The organism is Actinoplanes sp. NBRC 103695 (genome assembly GCF_030269485.1).
In the GTDB taxonomy this organism is placed as follows: Bacteria; Actinomycetota; Actinomycetes; order Mycobacteriales; family Micromonosporaceae; genus Actinoplanes.
The window spans coordinates 323,031-343,524 of record NZ_BSTL01000011.1; the positions used below are offsets into that span (position 1 = coordinate 323,031).

Sequence of the window (20,494 nt, forward strand, 5' to 3'; positions counted from 1 at the left end):
ACTGTTTTTATTCAGGCAGCGCGATGTCCGCCGGAACGACCCAGAAGAATTCACCGTCGGTGTCGACGTCGTAGAGCAATGCGCGGCTGCCGGCCGTGAGCTTGTCGGCGCCAGTCTGCCGGACCTGGACGATCGCCGATGATCCGTCCGGCGCATGCACCTCGGCCTGCCCGAACGTGCGGGTCACGGTGCCGGTGCGAATGATGCAGGTGAGCCCGATGAAGTCGGCCCGGGAGGCACTCGGTCCGTGCGGCCAGACGCGGGCCAACAGGACGACGAGGACGCGGGTGATGATGAACGCCGCAACGATCGCCGCGATCAGAATCACCCACAGCGGAATGGCGAATAGTTCCGCCCCGGCCAGGCTCCCGAACCACGCGAACAACACCAGAAGCGAAAAAACAATCGACATGGGTACGCCCGTGAGGCCCACAAACGCAAGCGGCCCGTCCCCGGCTTCGCCGCTGCCGGAGTCGGTGTCCGGGTCGGCGCCACCGACGATGACCACGATCCAGTAGCCGATCACCACGATCAGCAGAGGAGTGAAGACAACGGTGGGGAAGCTGATCGCAGCCTCGACGAACCCACCCATGGAGAAACACGCCCCCGCCTGCTGAGATCCCGCCCGGCCGCCCGCCGGAAGGTGACTCCGATGATGACAGTAGGGGTCAATCACGCGCAGCCCCGCCCTCGACCACAAATCGTCATCTGTTCGGACTATGAACTACTCTCCGTGATGGGATGATTCGCGCCCCAGACCCGCCCGTTGACCGTTCCTGAGCGTTCTGACCTGGGCCGATGAGCCAGTCTTCACGGTCGTTCCGGTGACGGACCTTGTTTCACCGAGAGTAGCTAACTAGGTTTTTGACGGTCTGTGACACGAGGTTGAGGAGACGGTTACCGCTATGGCGCTCCCCGAGATCCATGTGGTGGCCGGCACCACCGACGCCGCCACCGAGCTGGGTCCGGTGGCTCAGGCACTCCGGCTGGCCGGACTGCTCGTACCGGTGCTGGTGGCGGCCGGCGCCGACCCCACCGCGGTCGGCGCCGCGTTCACCGAGCTGAACCTGGTCGCCGACCTCACCCTGCCGGCCGCGCCGGCGCTCGGGCTGATCGCCCGCTTCGACCGGATGTGGGCCAACCGTGCGCCCGCCGCCGTGCTGGTGGCCGGTTCCGACCCGGCGGGTCTGTCCGCCGCGCTGGCCGCCGCCTGGCGCGGCATCCCGGTGGCCCACCTGAGCGCCGGGATGCGCAGCGACGATTGTGCCCCGCAGGGGTCCGTGTTCTCCGCGCCGTCCGAAGGATCAGGCGCCGGCATCAACACCGCGGCCGACGTGGAGTCGGACGCCCGGCTGATCACCCAGCTGGCCCGCGTCCACCTCATCGCCCGGCCCATCGACGCGATGAACCTGCTGGACGAGGGCGTGCCGGCCAAGGACCTGATGATCAGCGGCGACGACACGCTGGCGCCGCGGCGGGCCGCGCAGGCGGTCGCCTCGATGACCGGGCTCGCGCCCCCACCGGCCCCGATGCCGGTGACGGTTCCGACGGCGACGGTGCGATTCGGTGGCTGACGTGGATGTGATCGATTTCTACACCGAGTCCTGGATCCGGGACGACCGCGACGGCGTACGCCAGGTGCTGGCGCCCGATGTCGACGTCGAGTGGAACCTGGACGCCCCGGTCGACGACGAGGAACTGGTGCAGACGCTGCACCGGATCGCCGTCTTCGCCGACGCGGTGACCGTGGTGTCCCGCGCCGGACGCACCGACGGCGCCGCCCTGGTCTACGACCTGACGGCGCCGTTCGGCACGGCCCGGGTGGCCGAGTTCCTGACCGTCGAGGCCGGCCGGATCACGCAGATCCGGCAGGTCTACGACGTGGTCGCGATCGACCGCTACTTCCCCGGGCTCTACCTCAACTGAGGCGTCACTTCTCCTGGATCGACTTCAGCGGGTTGAGGTCCCAGTCGGTCGGCGCGTTCCACTTCTGCTCCGCGGTGCCGTTGCACTTGGCCACGATGATGTAACTCCAGCCGCTGTACTTGTAGTAGGAGCCGCGGTCGCCGCCGGCCTCCAGGCAGAACCCGGTCGACTTGTCCACCACCTGGTACGCGTTGTTGATGTTCGGCGAGGCTCCGTAGACGGTCCACTGCTGGTTGGCGGCGCTGGCGCTGCAGGCAGCCACCCAGACGAAGCCGAGCTCGGTACCCGGGCTCTTCAGGCACCAGTTCTTCGCGGGCGAGGTCGGCTGCGTGGTGTAGATGAGGCCCACGGCCATCGTGACGTTCTGCTTGATCAGGCTCTGCGTCAGCGGCCCGGTCCACTTGTGGTTCCAGTAGACGTCACCGCTCAGCGTCTGCTTGCAGGGGTACGAGATCAGACCGGCCGGGTGCGGATCCTGGCTGCTCTCGCTCGGGTTCTCGTTGGTGAGGTCAAGGCAGCGGCCGAACTCGTCCCGGTTCACGTACTGCCCGGACGTCAGGCTCGCAGCGCCGGCACCCACCGAGTTCTCCGGGACGAAGGACTTGCCGACCGTGTTGGCCGCGCCGCAGTAGCTGCTGCCGCTGCGCACCACGACCGGCGTGTTGATCACGCCTGGGCTGAGCATGGTCAGGCAGTAGGTGCTCGCCACCTTGGTCGGGCCGGACATCGTGGCCGCGTAGTAGGTCTGCTGGTTCACGTTGTACGACCATTGCTGGCTCAGCGTGGCCAGAGCGACGGTGGTATCCGGGTCGCACCGCTGGAGCGTCACCGCACCGCCGGCGACGAGCGGTGTCGGAGCCTGGATGCACAGGCCGTAGGGATAGGCCGCCGAGCCGGAAGAGGCAGAGGTGCGGGTCTTGGAGAGCGCCAGGGTCATACTCTTCGGATAGATGAGGGTGACCTGCTTCGGGTCGCTGTTGCAGTCGACCGCCGTCAGGTTCTTGCCGAGCTGCGGTGGGTTCTCCAGCGAGCCGAGGCACAGCTTGGTGCCCGAGCCGTTGTAGACGACGATCTTGCCGCCGGGGATGGTGTCGTCGTCGGTCCGGAACTTGTAGGTCGCATAGACGGTGCGTGTAACACCCCCGACTTTGCCTACCGAGCGCAACAGGCCGAAGAGCGGTACGGCATCAGGACGATCGCCATCGCAACCGATCACGCTGCTCAGCACGTCGGTCAGCGGCTTGGTGACCGGGAGCACGCCGCCGGTCGCCAGCGTCGTGGTCTTGTTCACCAGGCCGAGCAGCGACGTGAGATTGTCGACGAGCGACGTGAGGTTGGTGAGGTCACCGACCGGCTTCAGCGTCTCGATCGCATCTGAGGGATCGGCCACGAAATAGCCGATCGTCGTGGTGTAGGTCTGATCGCCCTTGCCGTTGGCCGGCAGCAGACCCGGGATGCTCTTGTCGCACTTCAGCTTGGTCAGATCGCCCACCGTGAGGCCCGTGCCCAGATCCGTCTTGATGGCGCTGCGGATCTGCGCGAGGCCGGCGTCCAGACCGGCCTGTGCGGCGGCCACCGCGGAGGTCCGCAGTTCCAGGCGCTTGCTGTCCTTGATCTGGTTGACGACCACGCCCGACAGGCCGGCGCTCAGGGTGACGCTGAGCAGCGTCACCAGCAGGGCGACCGGCATCGAACCGGTGTCGTCACGGTGCCGGCGCTTCCGCCACGGCTTGCCGAACATGCGGCCTCCAGGATCGCGATGGTGTTCGACCCGCTCATCGGCAGGCTTTCCCGGATCTTGAGGCGGTTCTTGTCGTACCCTCCGGCTAGTTTCACCGCATGGCTTACAACTTTCAGGTGGTCGTCGACGCCGCCGACCCGCACACCCTGGCCGACTGGTGGGCCGAGACGCTCGGCTGGCAGGCGGAGCCCTCCGACGAGGCCATGATCCGCGATCTCATCGGCAAGGGCCTGGCCAAGGATGAGGACACCAAGACCCACAACGGCGTGCTGGTGTGGGCGATCGGGGCCGGCATCCGGCATCCCGAGCCACTGCCGGGCGGCAAGCCGCAGCGGGTCCTGTTCCAGGCGGTGCCGGAGGCCAAGTCCGTGAAAAACCGCGTGCACCTCGATGTCTGGGTGGGCGACGAGCAGCGTGAGGCCGAGCGCGACAAGCTCGTGGCCCGCGGCGCGACCTACCAGGCGAGCCACAGTCAGGGCCCGTTCTCCTGGTTCGTGATGACCGACCCCGAGGGCAACGAGTTCTGCCTCAGCTGAGGCCGCGGACGCGCACCCCCACGGCCCATCGACCGGCGGCTATGATCCGGTCACCGCATGGCGCACGGGGGTGCACGACGGGTGTGACCTCTGGTCGGCCATGCACTCTTCCGACCGAGGAATCATCGATGACCGTTTCTCTCCGTGCCCGTCTGGGCCTGGCCGCGACGGCGGGCCTCATGCTCGCCGCCGCCTTTGCCGCGCCGGCTGCCGCCGCGGCCGACTACGGCACTGTCACCGGCACCTACACCAACGACGCGGGCGAGCCCATCGCGAACGTGTCCGTGGCCGTGTGGGACGACGAGTACAACTGGCTGAGCGACGCCGCCACCGACGAGCAGGGCCGATACACCGCCACACACGTGGCCGCCGGGCCCGTCCGGGTGGGCTTCTCCGGCACCGGTGTGCGGCAGTGGGCGCACCGCCAGCTCGACTACGAGACCGCGGCCACATTCACTCTCGCCGGCAACGCCACGCTCACCGTCGACGACCGCGAGCTCCCGGTCGGCACCGTCACCGGCACCGTGACGGAGCCGGACGGCCGGCCCGTCACCGACTACTGGGCCACGCTCAGCCGCGCCGACACCCTGGTGCAGATCATCTCCTCGTCGCCGGACGAGAACGGCCGGTTCTCGATCGAGGCGCCCGTCGGCGAGTACAAGCTGGACATCATGCGCGGCGCCACCCAGCAGTGGTGGCCCGGCAAGACCGACGTGTCCGAGGCGAGCGTGATCGTGGTCCGCGCCGGCGAGACGGTCGTCACCGACGACACCCTCCTCGCCGCCGGGTCGCTCGGCGGCCGGATCACCAAGGCCAACGGCACGCCGATGGTCGACGCGGAGGTCTACCTCTACCGCCCGTACGACCCTGACGCCGAGGACGTCCCGGTGACCCAGGCCTGGACCGACGAGAACGGCGACTGGTCGCTGACCGGCGTGGTGGCCGGCAGCTGGCGGGTCGCGTTCAAACCGGCCAACGGGTTCGACGTCCAGTGGATGCGCGGCACCACCGACCCGGCCCAGGCCACCGCGTTCACCGTGGTCGCCGACGAGCGGACGGTCGCCGACGACCGGGCGTTCACCTCCGGCTCCCTGCGCGGCAAGCTGGTCGACCCGGCCGGCGCGCCGGTGGCCGGGGTGACCGTGCGGGCGCAGGTCGCCAGCGACGAGTGGGACTCGGGCATCGAGACCACCACCCGCTCCGACGGCACGTGGACGCTGCCCGGCGCCCGCCCCGCCGGCTACCTGGTGTCGTTCATCCACCCCGACAGCAACCGCCAGCAGTGGGCGTACGGCAAGTCGAAGCGCGAGGACGCGGCACCGATCGTCGTCGGCTCCGGCCAGTCCGTCACCGTCGACGACACGTGGCTGCCCGGCGCGACCCTGACCGTGCACGCGGTCGACGCCACCACCGGCGCACCCGTCGACGGCATCTGCGCGTGGGTGCTCGGCCCCGACGCGACCGCCTGCGCCGAAACCGGCGACCTGGTGTTCGGCGAGCTCTCCCCCGGCAGCTTCGACGTGGACCTCACCGCGCCGCAGGGCAGCTTCTACCTGAGCCCCGGCTTCCGGAAGGTGACCCTCACCGCGGGCGAGACGACGACCCTCACCGTTCCGCTCGCCCTCGGCGGCAAGGTTTCCGCCAGTGCGGTCGCCACGGCCACCGGCTCCCCGCTGCGGCGCGCGTGCGTGGCCTTGGTGCTCCCCGGCAACGGCGGTCTCGGCGACGGCCACGGCGAGTGCACCAACACCGCCGGCAAGGTCACCACGCAGGCGCTGGCGCCCGGCACCTACCAGGCGTTCGTCTTCGCCCCCGAGGGCTACGGCCACCAGTGGCTGGGGGCTACCGGCGGCACCGGCGAGCAGAAGCTGGCCGCGAAGATCGTGGTCAAGCCCGGCAAGGTCGCCAAGGCGCCGGAGATCCACGTCGACCGCGCCGGCACCATCGGCGGCACGATCAGCGACGAGGCCGGCGCGGCGCTTCCCGGCGCGAACGTGTCATTCTCGGCGTGGGGCTTCGGCGCGGGCGGCTCGAACGACGTGGAGGCCGACGAGAACGGCCGCTACACGATCGGTGGCCTGGGCCCGTACGCGTGGCCGTTGGTCTTCACCACCGGCAGCCACCCACGCCAGTGGTCGGGCAACACCGCCAACCGCAACCAGGCGGCCACCGTCCCGGTCACGGCGGGCGCGACAGCCGAGTACGACATCACCCTCCAGACCGGCGTCCCCCTGACCGGCAAGGTCACGGTGAAGCCAGGCATCCCGGCCGGCCAGTGGCGGCTGTTCATCGCGAACGCCACCACCGGTGACCAACTGGCCGACTTCGACAGCTCGGTGGCCGAGGACGGCACCTACCGGGTGTCCGTCCTGGGCGGCCAGCAGGTCAAGATCGGCTGGTCCGTCTCCGACTACGACGCGGGCATCGACCAGAGCGGCTACTACGAGAACGCATCCGACCTGGCCACCGCGACCAAGGTCGCCGTACCCAAGCGCTCCGGCAAGCAGCTGGACCTGACCGTCGGTCACTGATCCGCCTGGAGCGAGGGCCGCCAGGTCCTCGCCCCGCGGCGGCGCCTGCTTCAGTCCCGCCGCACGGCAGCGTCCTGCGACGCGAGGTCGGCCTTGTCCTGCGACGCGAGGTCGACCGCGTCGTGCGCGGCGAGGTAGACCGCGCGCACGGCCAGCGTGCTCTCCACCTCGTCGAGGATCGGGGCGAAGAACTGCCGGCGGTTCTCGGTGTCGATCATCGAGGTGACCGCGAAGTACATGCTGCCGAAGCCGGCCAGCAGCGCCGCGTTCCGGAACAGCGCGGACGGCACGGACGGGAAGACCGGCGAGTAGTGCGGCGGCCCGCCGATCCACTGTTCGGCGGTTTCCGGTCCGACCACGAGCAGGCCCACGATCAGGAAGAACGCGAACAGCCACAACCCGACCACCATGGCCTGCAACAGCTGGCGGGACGCGAGCATGACCAGCAGGTTGCCGACCTGCCGATTGTTGAGGGGTGGCGGCGGCGGCTCGAACGTCAGCGTGTCGAGTGGCACGTCCTCGAGCGGCGTGCCCCGGCAGGCTTCCTCCAGCCGTGGCGTACTCAAATCTTGCTCGACCCGGACGATCTCCTCGCGCAACCGACCGGCCGCGGCGAGCACGGTGACCGCGGCGAAGAGCGCGAGCACCCCGCTCAGGCGCCACCAGGAGAGGCGGTCCATCGCCTGCCAGAGCTCGCCCGTGAAGAAGAAGAACAGCGTGACGAACAGCAGCATCGGCAGCGCGCGGCTCTGCAGGCGGACGGTGTTTCGCAGGTCCCGCAGGGCGTGGCGGACGGCGCGTTCCAGCATCGGCAGGACGCCGTAGGTGGTCGCCAGCCGGGACAGCTCGAACAGCGCCGCGAAGATGGCCGCGAAGACGAGGGCCGCGCTGAGGAAGCCGACGCTGCCCTCGGTGATCGCACCGGCGTGGAGTTCGGGGGCCGACGCCCGGTGCCAGATCGCCACATCGAGCAGGGGGATCAAGATCGGCATGATGCCGTACGCGACGACGACGGTGATCGCCACCCAGCGCGGGAACGTGGGCAGCCGCCGGAACCGGTTGAGCAGCACCCCGCCGACGACCCCGCCGGCCAGCACCGCCGCCACCGCGGTGAACCGGCCGACCGGGCTGAGCTCGTCGCGCAACGGCCAGAGCAGGCCGGTGAGCGCGACGAGCCCGAGGAACGGAACCATCCGCGGCAGGATGTGCCCGGTGAAGCTGTAGCCCGCGATGAGCTGTGGCAGCCCCTGACGGATCAGCCAGCCTTCGGTTCGCCGAACGGTTTCCTGCACGGAAGCACCATAGGGCCAGGCCGCCTAGGCAGGCCGCCTAGGCAGGGTGAACTCGGTCGAGCAGCTCGAAGAGTCGCGTCCAGTGCCGCCGCTCGCCCTCCTCGTGGTAGCTCGCGGTGTCGGCCATCGTGAACCCGTGCGCCGCGCCCTCGTACAGCTCCGAGGTGTGCGTGACCCCGGCGTCGGCGAGCGCCGCCTCGACCGTCTTGATGTTGTCGGCGGTCATCGAGCGGTCGTTGTCGGCGTGCCCGAGGTACACCTCGCCGGTGATCGTGCCGACGTGCAGGTGCGGGCTGTCCGGCTGGTCGGTGACGATGCCGCCGCCGTGGAAGCTGGCGATCGCCTTGACCCGTTCCGGGTACGCCTCGATGGCGACCAGCGCGTTCCGCCCGCCCATGCAGTAGCCGACGATGACGACCGGCCCGCCGTCGAAGCCCGGCGCGCTGCCCATGAAGTCCAGGTAGGACGCCGTGTCGCTGAGGAGCTTGTCGTGGTCCAGGTCGTGCACCATCGGCATGATCTTCTCGATGACCTCGCCGCGCCGGTCCGGGTCGCTGAGCCCGCTCATGTCGACGTGGGGTGCGGGTCCGAACCGATAGAGCAGATTGGGTACAAGCACCGCGTAGCCCCGTTCCGCGATGCGGTCGGCCATCTCCGTCAGCCGCGGCCGGATGCCGAACGCGTCCGGGAAGAGCAGCACGCCCGGGAACGGCCCGTTGCCCTGGGGCCGTACGAGGTATCCGTCCGCCGACCCGTCGCGCGTCTGGATGTCCACCGAACTGCGTTGCATTCCACGCCTCCCTGTCATGTCCGCTGTCCCGGTCACGCTACCCCTAAGCGGGGATTAATCCCCACTAGCATCGGTACGCTGAGTAGATGGCCGCCGTACGATTGCGCGCTGACGCGGAGCGCAACCGCATCGCCTTGCTCGCCGCCGCCCGAGAGGTGTTCAGCGAACAGGGCCTCGAGGCGTCCCTGGACGAGATCGCCCGCCGCGCCGGCGTCGGCAACGCCACGCTCTACCGCCGCTTCCCCACCCGCCGGGACCTGATCGCCGCGGTCTTCGCCGACCGCAAGGCTACCCAGGTCGACCTGGCCGAACACGCCCTCGCCCAACCCGACCCGTGGCCCGCTTTCGTGGGCTACGTAACGGCGTTGTGCGAGCTCCAGGCCGCGAACAAGGGCCTGGGCGAGCTGCTGGTGGCGGTGAACTTCGACGGCGACGAACGCCTGGCCCAGCTGCGAGCCACCTCCCAGCGCCGCGCCCGCGAGGTCATCCAGCGGGCCCAGGACGCCGGCGGCCTGCGTGCCGACTTCGACCTCGACGACCTGTGGCGCCTGCTGATGGCGAACGCCGGCGTCATCCAGCGCTCACCCGACCCGGAGGCCTGGCGGCGCCAGCTCAGCCTGCTCCTGGACGGCCTCGCAGCCCGCTGAAACGACCCTGTTTCGACTCCCGTCGCTGCACGAAGCGTAACGAATAGCTGTGAACTTGCTGTGACGCTGCGCTCCACGGTGGACCGATCACGCCAGACGAATGGGGCGGCGCTGGGGGCGCGGCGCCGGGATGGGGCGTCCCGGCGCCGCGCTGAGGGATGCCCTGCGGGGGCGTGCGGGCATCCGTCCTGTGGGGCGCGGGGTTCCAGGGCACGGCGCCGGAGTGGGGGTTCCGGCGCCGTGCGTTTCTGGGTGGCGGGTTCCGCAAAGCCTCATTCGCTGCGATCAATCTAATGTGACCGCTGTCGAAGCGCTCGCGAAGTTTCGGCCCAGTTGTTGTCGGCCCACGGTTGTTGTCGGCCCACGGTCCCTTGTCGGCCCGGTCCCTTGTCGCCCCCCGGTCGTTGTCGGCCCCGGCCGTTGTCGGCCCCGGTCAGCGCGGTGGAGCGGTCTGGTGGCGCCGAGGCCGCGACGTCCGACGCGGGCGACGCGCACGCTGCGGCGCGGTCATCCCCGGCCGCCGGGCACCGGGGCGGAACGGCCGCCGCCGAGCGGCACTGCCGAACGCCAACGGCTCAGGCACGAGATGCGGCGGCACACCGTCCGGCTCGGACGGTCCTGGGCCGAGCAGATGCTCGTCACCTGACAAGGAGTCGGGCATGCGTTCTCCGATCGCGGGGGGTTACGTCGGGAACCGAATCTTGACTGGTTCCAGGCCTCCACCGCGACACTTCAAGACTTAATTCTTACTGAAAAGCCGCTACGTAGCCGCCACATCCACACCAGGTGGCCAAGATCCGATCCGGTCACCCTCCGTTGTGGTCAGCGCCGGCCTGAACACCCTGCCCGGTCATGAACCGCCGGTCTCGCTGGTGGGCGCGCCCATTGAGCGTCGGGCAGAGCCGCTCCGCCCAAGCACCGCCGGCGCACGGTCGCCGCGCGGCCGTTACTCGGCGTCGGCGTAGCACCACCGCCGCTGCCGCCACTGTTATCCAGGCACGGGAGTGTTATTGCCCGGCATGTAGTCACGCGGAGCGCCAAGCGACCGAGCTGCCCACCCACGGCCGCTGCGCCACTATCGCCGGCACGGAGTCAAGCCACGTTGCCAGGCGGCCGACGTGCCCACCCACCGTCGCTGCGGCCGCTCGCGGTTGGACTCCGACGGCATTGGTAGAACCTGGCGCGACTGGTAGAACCAGGCACGAGTGGTGGGGCTGAGCGGCATCCAGGCCACGAATGCCGGCCTCAGCTACCACTGCCTGGACTAGTGGTAGATCAGCCCGCTATCCGGGGCCGGAATACCGCCCGGTCCTACCAATTACGCCGGAGGCGAGCGCCCCCGACCAAGCGCCGACCCCACGACCATGCCGGACCGCAACCGACCGATCCGGCCCAGCACCAGCGGCAGACCAAAGTCCGCGCGCCATCTTGAAACGCACCCAAGCCGAGTACTCACAAATCGGACGCGCGCGCCGCCACCTCCCCCACCCCGGCACTGGGTGGGCCTGAATGTAGGCGGCGGGTGCGACGTTTTTCTGTGTTATCCACAGGCAGTCGCTGCGGGAACCGCCCGGTTGTCCACATGCAGCCGCGCCGCGGGAACCGCTCGGTATCCACATGCAGGCGCTGTGGGAACGCCCGGCAGGCACTACGGCGCGAGACAGGCGGCGCGAACAAACCCCATCGCGGAGCAGTCAACCGAGCGCGAGCAGGCAATCCGACGCAGGGGCAAGCAACCCAGCGAGCAGCCAAGACCCAGCGCGATCCAGGCGCGCCCACGCGCGACAGCCCGGCGGCGGGGCAGGGAGGGTGACCCACGACGGCCCGGCGTGTGTGTCACGTGCGGGCTTCGTCGGGCGTACCCGTCAAAGGTCTTGGGCGAAGCCCGCCGCGCTGGAGGCCAACGCCCGGCGGACCACCGTGGCCAGGTCGGAGTCGGGGGCGTCGAGCCAGACGTCCAGCGAGACGCGGAGCGCGGCCAGGAAGGTCGCGGCCATCAGGCGGGCCCGGAGCGGGTCGGGGACGCGTTCGGCGATGGCGGCGCTGAGTTCCTGTTCGAGCACGGCGAACGTGTTGACGTGCTGGGCGGTCAGCGCGGGGTGTTCGCGGACCAGGCGCCAGCGCTGCACCTGGCCGGGGTCGAGGGTGCCGAGGTTGCCGTAGAGCTGGTCGGCGGCGGTCGTCAGGGCGGCCCAGGCGGGGACGGTGGGTGGGCATTCGCGGAGGGCCTCGGTGAGGTGGCGCATGCGTTCGAAGTCGCCGTGCAGGAGGGCCTGTTCCTTGTTGGCGAAGTAGTTGGAGAAGGTGCGCCGGGAGACTCCGGCGTCGTCGGCGATGGCCTCGACGGTGACGCGTTCGGCGCCGTGCTCGATGGCCAGACGGACCGCGGACTCGTGCAGGGCGAGCCTGGTGGCCGCCTTTTTGCGCTCGCGGAGTCCTGCCGTCACGGCGACCAGCGTAGCCAGTCTGTGATCCAGTTCCCAACGCGAAATATTGCGCAGTGGGCAAGCCGGCCGACCTCTGCGGCAAGAAGGCCGTGGACAGCGCGGCGCCCGCCGCCGAACCGGAACCTGCCCGGGCCCTCTAAGTCCTCACCTCTCGCCACCTTCGGTCGAACTAAAGGTGGCGAGAGGAGGGGATGGCGACGTGACGCAACGCGTGTTGGACGCGGAGGAGCTTTCGGCTGCCATCCTCGCGATCGAGGACGAACTGGTCTTCGACACCATCGAGACCCGGGACCTCGCGGACCAGTACGAGCAGCGCGCCGTCGAGCTCGGCGATCAGCTGCTGGTGCAACGCGCCCGGCTGTGTCAGATCGCGGTGCTCATGCGCGCCGGCGACCTGGCCGGCGCCGCCTCCCGGATCTGGGCCGTGCACCGCTGGGCGGAGGAGAACCAGTCGCGCAAGCTGCTGGCGCGTACCCACCTGGTCTGGGCGAACGTCCACCGGCTGCTGGGTGACTACGCCCTCAACCTCGAGCATTCGGTGCTCGCCGTCGAGCTGATGGGCTCCGACGCCACCCCGTTCATGCGGATCTGGCACCTGGCCCGGCTGGCCGGCGCGCTCGGCCTGGTCGACTCGCGGGCGGCCGCCCGGGAACGCTACGAGCGGGCCGAGGCGATCGCCCACGAGCTGGGCCACGCGGTGCTCGAGCTCTGGGTGATGAACAACTACGCGTGGTCCGAGTGCCTGATGGGCGAGCCGGTGCGCGCGGAGCGGATCATCGAGCGGCTGCGCCCGTTCGCCGCCGAGCACGGCTTCGAGCTGCACCCGACGATCCTGGACACCATCGGTTCGATCGAGATCGAGAACGGTCGGTACGCCGAGGCCGAGCAGACCCTGCTGGAGTGTGTCCGGCGGCACGGCGACGGCCGGCTCGAGGACGCCGACTCGATGGCCCAGTACCTGCTGACCCTGTCCCGGGCGCAGCGCGGCACCGGCGCCCTCGACCGGGCGCAGCGAACCCTCGACGAGTGCCGGCGTAACTGCGTGGAACGCGAACTGGGCCACGTCATGGTGCGGGTGCACCAGGACCAGGCCGAGTTGCACGCGGCCCGCGGCGACTTCGAGGCGGCGTTCGCCGAGCACAAGCTGTTCTTCGCCGCGCACGTCGCGCTCGGCTCGGCGGAACGGGAGGCGCAGGCGCGCACCCGCCAGGCCATGTACGAGACGGCCGAGGCGCGCGAGGAGGCGGAGGTCTTCCGCGAGCAGGCGCGCCGCGACCCGCTCACCGGGCTGCGCAACCGCCGGTACGTGGACGAGGAACTGCCCGGCCTCATCCAGCGCGACCCGCTGCTCACCCTGGCCATCGTCGACCTGGACCACTTCAAGCAGATCAACGACCTGCTGTCCCACGACGTCGGCGACCAGGTCCTGATCGAGGTGGCCAGGCTGCTGGAGACCCTGCTGGCCGACGTACGCACCGACGGCTTCGTGGCGCGCATGGGCGGCGAGGAGTTCCTGCTGGTGCTGCCGGGAACCGAGGTGACCGTTGCGGCTCGCGTGCTCGACGAGATCCGCTCGGCCGTCGGCGCGCACGCGTGGCGGCCGATCACCGGCAGCCTTCCGGTCACGGTCAGCATCGGCGTGGCCACCGGCGCCGAGACCGCGGCGCCCACTCAGCCGGTCCTGCTGTCCATCGCGGACCGCAACCTGTACGCGGCCAAGCACGCCGGCCGCGACCGGGTCGTCTTCGGCATGCCGCGGGACGGGCTCAACCGGGCGTACCGCAGCGCGGTGACGGCGGCCTGAGGCAAACGGACGATGAACCGCGACGAGATCTCGGACGCCATCCTCAACATCGAGGACGGTGTCCTCTGGGACGTGGTCGAGGCCCGCGACGTCGCGGCACGCCTGGAGCAGGCGGCGCGAGCCATCGGCGACGAGTTGCTGGTGGAGCGCGCGCGGTTGTGCGGGGTCACCATGCTGATGCGTACGGGTGAGCTGGCCGCCGCCTCCCGCCAGATCTGGTCGATCCACCGCTGGGCCGAGGATCACCGCGAGCCACGCCTGCTGTCCCGGCTGCACCTGACCTGGTCCAACATCCACCAGTTCCTGGGCGACTCGGCGCAGAGCCTCGAGCACGCGCTGAAGTCCGTCCAGATGCTCGGCGACACCGCGACGCCGTTCATGGAGATCTGGCACCGGTTGAAGCTGGCCGACGCGTTGGGCGCGATGGGCTCGCTGGACGCCGCCCGGGCGCGCTACCGCCAGACCGAGGATTTCTGCCAGCGGCTGGACCGGCCCGACCTGCTGCTCTGGGTGCTGAACAACTTCGCCTGGACGGAGTCCGCGGCCGGCGAGGCCGCCCGCGCCCAGCAGATCGTGCGCCGGCTCCAGCAGACGGCGGCCGACCTGGGCACCGATCTGCCGCCGACGGTCCTGGACACGATCGGCGCGATCGAGATCGAGAACGGCCGGTACGCCGACGCCGAGCGGACCCTGCTCACCTGCATCGAACGCTACGACGACGGCCGGCTGGAGGACGCCGACTCGCTGGCCGAGTACCTGCTGACGCTGGCCCGGGCGCAACGCGGGCTGGGCTCCGCCGATCGGGCGCAGGCCAGCCTGGACAAGTCCCGTGCGGTCTGCCAGGAACGCGACCTCGGCCACGTCCTGGTGCGCGTCCACCAGGAGCAGGCCGAGCTGTACGCGGCCCGCGGCGACTTCGAGGCGGCGTTCGCCGAGTACAAGGTCTTCCACACGGCGCAGAACAGCCTCTACACCGCCGACCGCGAGGCGCAGGCCCGCACCCGCCAGGCCATGTTCGAGACGGCCGAGGCACGCGAGGAGGCGGAGCGGTTCCGCGAGCAGGCGCGGCGCGACCCCCTCACCGGCTTGCTCAATCGACGGTACGTGGATGAGCAGCTGCCCGGCCTCATCCAGCGCGACCCGCTGCTCACCCTGGCCATCGTCGACCTGGACCACTTCAAGCAGATCAACGACCGCCTCTCGCACGACGTCGGCGACCAGGTGCTCGTCCAGGTGTCCAAGGTGCTCGAGACCGAGCTCGCGGCGGCCTGCCCGGACGGTTTCGTCGCGCGCATGGGCGGCGAGGAGTTCCTGGTCGTGATGCCGGCAACCGAGGTGACCGCCGCGGCCCGGGTGCTCGACGAGATCCGGTCGACGGTCGCCTCGCACGCGTGGCGGCCGCTCACCGGGGACCTGCCGGTCACGGTGAGCGTCGGCGTGACGACCCGCTCCCAGGCGTCGTCGCCCACCCAGCCGAGCATGCTGTCCGCCGCCGACCGCAACCTGTACGCCGCCAAGCACGCCGGCCGCGACCGCGTGGTGTTCGGCCTGACCCGAACCCGGCGCGGCGCCGCCACAGCGGCGTGACCTTGGTTTGCTCTTCGGGTCTTGCGATCACGCACCCGGAAGGGCTCGGGCCATCCCCGATGGGCCCCAGCCCGTAGCCCGCGGGAGCATACGGTCTGTACCCCGACGAACGCGGGAAGATCAAGCTCTTGAATGTGATCTTGATGTTTTCGCCAGAGTGAAGCCGGTCGAGCGGCCTGGCACGGGGGAGCCCGACCGCCCGACCGGGGTCTCAGGGGCGCAGCCGCGGACGTTTCCGAGTCGGGCGTGGGGGCAGGCAATGGGCCCTGACCAGCACTTCACGGCGCGCACCCTCGCGGCCCGAGCCGTCGATGACGGTGCCCTCGACCTCGAGCCACGTGTCGCCCTCGAAAGGTACCGGGCGGTCCCAGCCGATGCGGTCCAGCTTGATGGTCAGTGTGCCGATGCCGTAGCAATAGTCGCTCTCGGCGAACTCGTGCACCAGGCGGCGGTGCAGCCGGGGCTGAAGCCGGCCGTCGCGCATCGTCGGCTCGTCGGCCACCCACACCTTCGGATGACAACGCCGCATGCAGCGCAGTGCCTCAAGCGTGCGGATCGGACTCACCATCCTGGGGGCGACGGGGCGACCGCAGCAACGCGTAGCGTATGCCGCCGAAACGGTGCGTGACGGCGCTGGCCCGGCTCGATGCCGCGGACACATCGTCGAGTTGCAGTTCGTCGCGATACAAGAGAGCCGGGTTGCCTTTCCGCGCGTGGTCCTGAGCACCAGGATCGGACGGTTCAGGAAGCTCCGGACCGATGTTCGGCACCCACATGCCCTGTTACCTCCCGCTCGGACGCCCCCGCCAAGGAACCTCGCTTGAGGCCGTTCTGCGACCGTATGGTCACTTAAAGATGTCACCCTCAGTGACCTTTTTTCCCTGTGCCTGTGCGTTATCATGCTCACAATCCCGTGAGAGCGCAAGGCCACATGCACGTGCATCTGCACAGCCGGTCGCTTGACGGGGCCAAAGGGTTAGAACCACCGCCGGCCGAGACCCGGCCGGAAGGGCAACGTAGGGAGTACAAATGTCGCGCATGGTCAACGGCATGTCTGCCAGCCAGTTGCACGGAGTGACCTGGCAGAAGAGCGGCCGAAGCAACCCCAGCGGCAACTGCGTCGAGTGTGCCGCCCTGCCGGACGGCAGCGTCGCCGTGCGGAACTCCCGGGATCCCGAGGGCCCGGCTCTGATCTACACGCCCGCCGAGATCGAGGCCTTCATCGGCGGGGTCCGCGACGGCGACTTCGACAACCTGCTCCCCCGGTAGGACGCGGCGGGGCAGGGACCCTAGCCCGGCCTGCCGACCTCGTGCAGGAGCTTCTCCAGGATCTCCGGCGTGTGGTTCGGCGGGTCGGCATCGATGCAGACGCGTTCCATCGCGATGGCGTAATGATCGACGTCCTCGCGCTTGTCCAGATAGATGGCGCTGGTGAGCTGCTCGACGTAGACCACGTCGGGCAGCTCAGGCTCCGGGAAACGCAGGATCGCGAACGGTCCACCCGCCGCGGCGTGGCCGCCGGCGTTGAACGGGATGATCTGCAGCCGCACGTTGGGCTGCTTCGACGCCTCGATCAGGGCCTCGATCTGTGCCTTCATCACCTCGACGCCGCCGATCGGGCGGCGGAGCACGGCCTCGTCGATGACGGCCCACAGCTGCGGCGGCTCGGGACGGTTGAGCAGCGTCTGGCGCTGCCGCCGGAGCTCGACGCGCCGGTCGATCTCGTCGGCGTTGGCACCCGCGTGACCGAGCATGATCACCGCGCGGGCGTACTCCGGGGTCTGCAGCAGGCCCGGGACGAACTGGATCTCGTACGTGCGGATCAGCGTCGCCGCGGCCTCCAGGCCCAGGTACGACTGGAACCAGCCGGGCAGGATGTCGCCGAAGTGGTGCCACCAGCCCGGGTTGTTGGCCTGCCGGGCGAGGCTCAGCAACGCCTCGCGCTCCTTCAGGTCGGCGACGCCGTAGAGGGAGAGCAGATCGGCGACGTCCCGCTCCTTGAAGCTGACCCGGCCGAGCTCCATCCGGCTGATCTTCGACCCGGAGGCACGGATCTCCCACCCGGCGTCCTCACGGGTGATCGCCTTGCCTTCGCGCAGGCGTCGTAGTTGCGCTCCCAGGAGGATGCGCAGCACGGTCGGCCCGCTGCCCGGCGCCTCCTCCGCAGTCACGTCGCTCCCGCCTTCTGATCTTTCCTTGATGAGGGCTGCCGGCACGCAGTCCCTTCGCATCTTAGGGGTGTGATCGTCCGGCACGAAACCGTCCGATGCATCCATCTTGTGGAACTCGCACGAGCCATATGCACGTGCATCCGGCCTTGCGATTGCACTGATTCGCGAGCATGATAGCTGACAGACGCGTATCGACCTGCTGACACAGCGTGCTGAATTGTTCGGCTTTCCCGGTCAGGATCTTGGAGGCTTCCCCCGATGTCCACTCCGACCATCGCCCCGCCGGAGCGCGACCCACAGGATGTGCTGTCCGCGGACCACTACCACAAGGCTGACCCCGTGTGGGTCTACCGCAACGGCTGGCGGGCCGGCGTGATCGAGGCCGCCTCCGCGCTCGCCGTGACGGTCACCTATCGGCCCGGCGCCGCCCTCGGCACCGGTGTCGACACGTTCACCGCCGAGTTCGTGACGAAGCGCGCCGACGTGGACCCCGCGCTCGACAACCGTTCGCTCCTGGTGAAGCGGGTGCCCGCCGACGTGCGGAACGCCGCGTGACCGGGGCGGTGACGCTCGCCGCCCTGATCGGCCTCGCCAGCCTGCTGGCCGGCGTCGCGCTCGGGTGGTACCTGCGACGCAGCAACGACTGGTGCGCCCACTGCGGCGAACAGCTCAGCTGCGACGCCTGCGACAAGGGCGCCGCCTGGCCGCGCCCGGCCACCGGAGCATCGACCGGCGTGCCCACCCCTTAGGGTCGACGGCATGGCCGCCTATGTGGAACTGCCCATCGACGACGCCGGCGAGGAAACCATCCGGGTCGAGGTGAGCGAGCTGGGCCTGACCAGAGCCGGCGCCGGCGAGGTTGTCGAGCGGGCCACCCAGCGCTTCGACCAGGCCGTCGAGCAGGTCGTGAAGATCGGTCAGGATGCCGTACGCCGCGCCCGCGCCGCCGCCTCCCCGCCCGACGCCATCGACGTCGAGCTGGGCCTCAAGCTGACCGCCAGGACAGGCTTCGTGATTGCCGAGTCCAGCGGCGAGGCCAACTTCAAGGTGACGCTGCGCTGGACGAGCGCTACTTCCAGCGATCCCCGGTGATCCGCTCGTAGGCTTCGACGTACCGGTTGCGGGTCGCCTCGACGACATGCTCGGGAATTTCCGGCCCCGGCGCGGTCCGATCCCAGTCACTGCGCTCGGTCGCGGCCCAGTCCCGCAGGAACTGCTTGTCGAGATACCGCAGCGAGGCCCCCGGCTGCCACTCCTCGGCAAGCATGAACCGACTCGAGTCCGGCGTCAGCAGCTCATCCGCGATCGTGAGCCCCCGCTCCCCGAACCCCACCTCGATCTTGGTGTCCAAGATCAGGATCTCGCGGGTACGAGCGATCTCCGACCCCCGCCGATACACCTCCATGGTGATCCGGCGAAGTTCCTCAGCGACCTCGGCACCTTCCTGAGCAACCACAGCCTCGAAGGTGACATTCTCGTCGTGCCCCTGCCCCGGAGCCACCTTGGTGGACGGCGTGAAGATCGCCTCCGGCAGCCGAGACCCTTCCTGAAGCCCGGTCGGCAGAGCGTTCCCCCCGACCGCCCCGTCCTTGACGTAATCCTTGACGCCCGACCCGGCCAGATACCCCCGGGCGATGCACTCGACCATGACCATCCGAAGGCGCTCACAGCGAACGGCGCGCCCCAGCCACTCGGCGGGCACATCGTCGGCGGAGCGCACATGGTTGGGGGCGACGTCACTGAGCTGGTCAAACCACCAGAGACTCAGCTGGGTAAGGATCTTCCCCTTGTCAGGGATGGGGGTAGGCAGAACAACATCAAAGATCGAGATGCGGTCACTGGCAACCAGAAGAAGGTCGTCCCCGTCGGCGTAGACGTCCCGAACTTTCCCCGAGTGCAACAGCTCCACGTTCCCTACCCCTCATCACCGCACGGCTGGAATGGTGCCGTGGTCGAGCCGATGCTAGCCGCCTGACCTTGCCTGCGCGCCAAGCCCTCCATCAGGAAACCAGGCCGGCGGCCGGCCTCCCAAAAGCCCGGATCTCGCCGGATGGTCCTCCGCCCACGGCTCTGCAAGCCACGGAAGTGCGTCACTCAGTCCGGGTCTCACGGCGTCCAGAACCGGTTCAAGGCGCACACTTTGCCAACGACCGCGGGCCGACCGGTCGAGGGGAACGGACGAACGTATCCACTCCCGGTCGACGACGCCGAGTGCGACAACGTCGCGCCCCTCGTCCAGTAGCGCGACGAGCAAGACCCAGCATGAGTCGCGGAGCATCACGTCGTATTCGTTCCGCGACAGGTAGAAGACAAGCCGGCCACGTCTGGTCGTCGACTTCACCTCCAGATGCGCGGATCCGCCCTGGGCGACGAGATCGATGTCATACCCGTATCCGTCCGAGTCTGCGGCGACGTGCCGAACGATTGCGTCACCAGGAAGCGTTCGCAGGAAGTGAAGAAGTGCTAGTTCTCCCGCGAGACCTACCTCGGCCCGCCGTTCGTTATCTACCTTCGCCCAGACGTGGTGTACGCATCCGGCCACGGCATCGCGTTCAAGATCGAGCGCAACCGCCGCAGCGGTCAGGTCCTCCGGCAAGTCCGGCGAATCCAGCACCAGTTCGTCTGCGTCAGGCAGCCAGTTCGGTCGCGCCGACTCGATGGCTGCTTCCAGAACCATTACACCGATCGATAGATCGGAGCGAGCCACCGACCACACCGGGCGTCCTTCGGCGGTGACCAGCCCGGAGTCCATCAGCCAGCCAAGTGACGTCTCATACTGCGTCGGGGTGAGGTCGCGATAGCCGACGCCGCCGGTCAGCGTCGATCGCGCACGCGTCAGCGATGAACCGCGAAGAAGTTCGAGCCATCGGCGGGCACCTGCCAGTGTCGAGCTAGCCTCAGTCTTTCGCTTGGCCGTCGGCCCATAGCTATGATTCGATGAATGCGATTCGCGTGCTTTTAGCTGTTCTGTAGGCATGGTGAGGGCCCGGCGCTCGGCCGGGTTCCTCCGTGTTGCTGGTTG

21 protein-coding genes are annotated in these 20,494 nt (G+C 69.3%); 11 read left to right on the forward strand and 10 right to left on the reverse strand.

The genetic code is table 11. The annotated features are described in order from the left end of the window. Window positions 1-7: 7 nt before the first annotated feature. Window positions 8-592: an OB-fold-containig protein gene (locus QSK31_RS21975; protein WP_285686139.1), complete on the reverse strand. Its 585-nt coding sequence runs from the start codon at window positions 590-592 to the stop codon at window positions 8-10. Window positions 593-905: 313 nt separating this feature from the next. Here QSK31_RS21975 and QSK31_RS21980 point away from each other — a divergent pair, with 313 nt between their 5' ends. Beyond that, window positions 906-1,574 (forward strand): UDP-N-acetylglucosamine 2-epimerase, encoded by a 669-nt coding sequence (locus QSK31_RS21980; protein WP_285686140.1) that lies wholly within the window; start codon window positions 906-908, stop codon window positions 1,572-1,574. Beyond that, window positions 1,567-1,926: a hypothetical protein gene (locus tag QSK31_RS21985; protein WP_285686141.1), complete on the forward strand. Its 360-nt coding sequence runs from the start codon at window positions 1,567-1,569 to the stop codon at window positions 1,924-1,926. Before QSK31_RS21980 ends, QSK31_RS21985 begins: the two co-directional genes overlap by 8 nt. Window positions 1,927-1,930: 4 nt before the next feature. Here the strand turns inward: QSK31_RS21985 and QSK31_RS21990 are convergent, their stop codons facing one another. After that, on the reverse strand, window positions 1,931-3,667 hold the full coding sequence (locus tag QSK31_RS21990; RefSeq protein ID WP_285686142.1) for a DNA-directed RNA polymerase subunit beta family protein: 1,737 nt from the start codon (window positions 3,665-3,667) through the stop codon (window positions 1,931-1,933). 98 nt (window positions 3,668-3,765) lie between these two features. On the opposite strand from QSK31_RS21990, the gene QSK31_RS21995 reads away from it, so the two are divergent. Then, window positions 3,766-4,203, forward strand: coding sequence for a VOC family protein (locus QSK31_RS21995; protein ID WP_285686143.1), 438 nt, complete (start codon window positions 3,766-3,768; stop codon window positions 4,201-4,203). Window positions 4,204-4,331: 128 nt separating this feature from the next. After that, window positions 4,332-6,734 (forward strand): carboxypeptidase-like regulatory domain-containing protein, encoded by a 2,403-nt coding sequence (locus QSK31_RS22000; protein ID WP_285686144.1) that lies wholly within the window; start codon window positions 4,332-4,334, stop codon window positions 6,732-6,734. Window positions 6,735-6,784: 50 nt separating this feature from the next. Here QSK31_RS22000 and QSK31_RS22005 read toward each other — a convergent pair whose 3' ends face one another. Continuing rightward, the gene (locus QSK31_RS22005) at window positions 6,785-8,026 is read right to left on the reverse strand and encodes a hypothetical protein (protein ID WP_285686145.1); all 1,242 of its coding nucleotides are present in this window, start codon (window positions 8,024-8,026) and stop codon (window positions 6,785-6,787) included. 37 nt (window positions 8,027-8,063) lie between these two features. Beyond that, window positions 8,064-8,816: a dienelactone hydrolase family protein gene (locus QSK31_RS22010; RefSeq protein ID WP_285686146.1), complete on the reverse strand. Its 753-nt coding sequence runs from the start codon at window positions 8,814-8,816 to the stop codon at window positions 8,064-8,066. Between the two features lie 86 nt (window positions 8,817-8,902). Between QSK31_RS22010 and QSK31_RS22015 the strand changes: the two genes are divergently transcribed. After that, entirely contained in the window at window positions 8,903-9,463 is a 561-nt protein-coding gene (locus tag QSK31_RS22015; RefSeq protein WP_285686147.1) for a TetR/AcrR family transcriptional regulator, read from the forward strand. Between the two features lie 1,865 nt (window positions 9,464-11,328). Here QSK31_RS22015 and QSK31_RS22020 read toward each other — a convergent pair. Continuing rightward, on the reverse strand, window positions 11,329-11,910 hold the full coding sequence (locus QSK31_RS22020; protein ID WP_285686148.1) for a TetR/AcrR family transcriptional regulator: 582 nt from the start codon (window positions 11,908-11,910) through the stop codon (window positions 11,329-11,331). Between the two features lie 199 nt (window positions 11,911-12,109). Between QSK31_RS22020 and QSK31_RS22025 the strand changes: the two genes are divergently transcribed. Beyond that, window positions 12,110-13,714: a GGDEF domain-containing protein gene (locus tag QSK31_RS22025; protein WP_285686149.1), complete on the forward strand. Its 1,605-nt coding sequence runs from the start codon at window positions 12,110-12,112 to the stop codon at window positions 13,712-13,714. A gap of 12 nt (window positions 13,715-13,726) precedes the next feature. After that, a complete protein-coding gene (locus QSK31_RS22030) occupies window positions 13,727-15,301 on the forward strand; it encodes a GGDEF domain-containing protein (protein ID WP_285686150.1) in 1,575 nt (524 codons plus the stop codon). Between the two features lie 211 nt (window positions 15,302-15,512). Here the strand turns inward: QSK31_RS22030 and QSK31_RS22035 are convergent, their stop codons facing one another. Next, window positions 15,513-15,803 (reverse strand): hypothetical protein, encoded by a 291-nt coding sequence (locus QSK31_RS22035; RefSeq protein WP_285686151.1) that lies wholly within the window; start codon window positions 15,801-15,803, stop codon window positions 15,513-15,515. A gap of 40 nt (window positions 15,804-15,843) precedes the next feature. Next, entirely contained in the window at window positions 15,844-16,077 is a 234-nt protein-coding gene (locus tag QSK31_RS22040) for a hypothetical protein (protein ID WP_285686152.1), read from the reverse strand. A gap of 253 nt (window positions 16,078-16,330) precedes the next feature. On the opposite strand from QSK31_RS22040, the gene QSK31_RS22045 reads away from it, so the two are divergent. Continuing rightward, window positions 16,331-16,570 (forward strand): DUF397 domain-containing protein, encoded by a 240-nt coding sequence (locus tag QSK31_RS22045; RefSeq protein WP_285686153.1) that lies wholly within the window; start codon window positions 16,331-16,333, stop codon window positions 16,568-16,570. A 20-nt stretch (window positions 16,571-16,590) separates the two neighbouring features. On the opposite strand, the gene QSK31_RS22050 is transcribed toward QSK31_RS22045, so the two are convergent. Beyond that, on the reverse strand, window positions 16,591-17,436 hold the full coding sequence (locus QSK31_RS22050) for a Sco1979 family transcriptional regulator (RefSeq protein WP_502872995.1): 846 nt from the start codon (window positions 17,434-17,436) through the stop codon (window positions 16,591-16,593). Window positions 17,437-17,730: 294 nt separating this feature from the next. Here QSK31_RS22050 and QSK31_RS22055 point away from each other — a divergent pair, with 294 nt between their 5' ends. From QSK31_RS22055 to QSK31_RS22065, 3 genes are read left to right on the forward strand one after another with little or no spacing between them, the layout of a single operon-like run. Beyond that, window positions 17,731-18,027: a hypothetical protein gene (locus tag QSK31_RS22055; protein WP_285686155.1), complete on the forward strand. Its 297-nt coding sequence runs from the start codon at window positions 17,731-17,733 to the stop codon at window positions 18,025-18,027. After that, on the forward strand, window positions 18,024-18,221 hold the full coding sequence (locus QSK31_RS22060) for a hypothetical protein (protein ID WP_285686156.1): 198 nt from the start codon (window positions 18,024-18,026) through the stop codon (window positions 18,219-18,221). Before QSK31_RS22055 ends, QSK31_RS22060 begins: the two co-directional genes overlap by 4 nt. Before the next feature lie 10 nt (window positions 18,222-18,231). Further along, window positions 18,232-18,564, forward strand: coding sequence for a CU044_2847 family protein (locus QSK31_RS22065; protein ID WP_285686157.1), 333 nt, complete (start codon window positions 18,232-18,234; stop codon window positions 18,562-18,564). Here the strand turns inward: QSK31_RS22065 and QSK31_RS22070 are convergent. Further along, complete coding sequence (locus QSK31_RS22070) at window positions 18,542-19,381, reverse strand: phosphoribosylaminoimidazolesuccinocarboxamide synthase (protein WP_285686158.1); 840 nt, start codon at window positions 19,379-19,381, stop codon at window positions 18,542-18,544. The genes QSK31_RS22065 and QSK31_RS22070 overlap by 23 nt on opposite strands. A 54-nt stretch (window positions 19,382-19,435) precedes the next feature. Further along, on the reverse strand, window positions 19,436-20,494 hold a 1,059-nt coding region (locus QSK31_RS22075; protein ID WP_285686159.1), incomplete at its 5' end, for a protein NO VEIN domain-containing protein.

Coding starts and splice junctions, on each gene's coding strand:
- QSK31_RS21975 (WP_285686139.1), bottom strand. CDS start 592: ATGGGTGGGTTCGTCGAGGCTGCGATCAGCTTCCCCACCGTTGTCTTC.
- QSK31_RS21980 (WP_285686140.1), top strand. CDS start 906: ATGGCGCTCCCCGAGATCCATGTGGTGGCCGGCACCACCGACGCCGCC.
- QSK31_RS21990 (WP_285686142.1), bottom strand. CDS start 3,667: ATGTTCGGCAAGCCGTGGCGGAAGCGCCGGCACCGTGACGACACCGGT.
- QSK31_RS21995 (WP_285686143.1), top strand. CDS start 3,766: ATGGCTTACAACTTTCAGGTGGTCGTCGACGCCGCCGACCCGCACACC.
- QSK31_RS22000 (WP_285686144.1), top strand. CDS start 4,332: ATGACCGTTTCTCTCCGTGCCCGTCTGGGCCTGGCCGCGACGGCGGGC.
- QSK31_RS22010 (WP_285686146.1), bottom strand. CDS start 8,816: ATGCAACGCAGTTCGGTGGACATCCAGACGCGCGACGGGTCGGCGGAC.
- QSK31_RS22015 (WP_285686147.1), top strand. CDS start 8,903: ATGGCCGCCGTACGATTGCGCGCTGACGCGGAGCGCAACCGCATCGCC.
- QSK31_RS22030 (WP_285686150.1), top strand. CDS start 13,727: ATGAACCGCGACGAGATCTCGGACGCCATCCTCAACATCGAGGACGGT.
- QSK31_RS22040 (WP_285686152.1), bottom strand. CDS start 16,077: ATGTGGGTGCCGAACATCGGTCCGGAGCTTCCTGAACCGTCCGATCCT.
- QSK31_RS22045 (WP_285686153.1), top strand. CDS start 16,331: ATGTCGCGCATGGTCAACGGCATGTCTGCCAGCCAGTTGCACGGAGTG.
- QSK31_RS22055 (WP_285686155.1), top strand. CDS start 17,731: ATGTCCACTCCGACCATCGCCCCGCCGGAGCGCGACCCACAGGATGTG.
- QSK31_RS22065 (WP_285686157.1), top strand. CDS start 18,232: ATGGCCGCCTATGTGGAACTGCCCATCGACGACGCCGGCGAGGAAACC.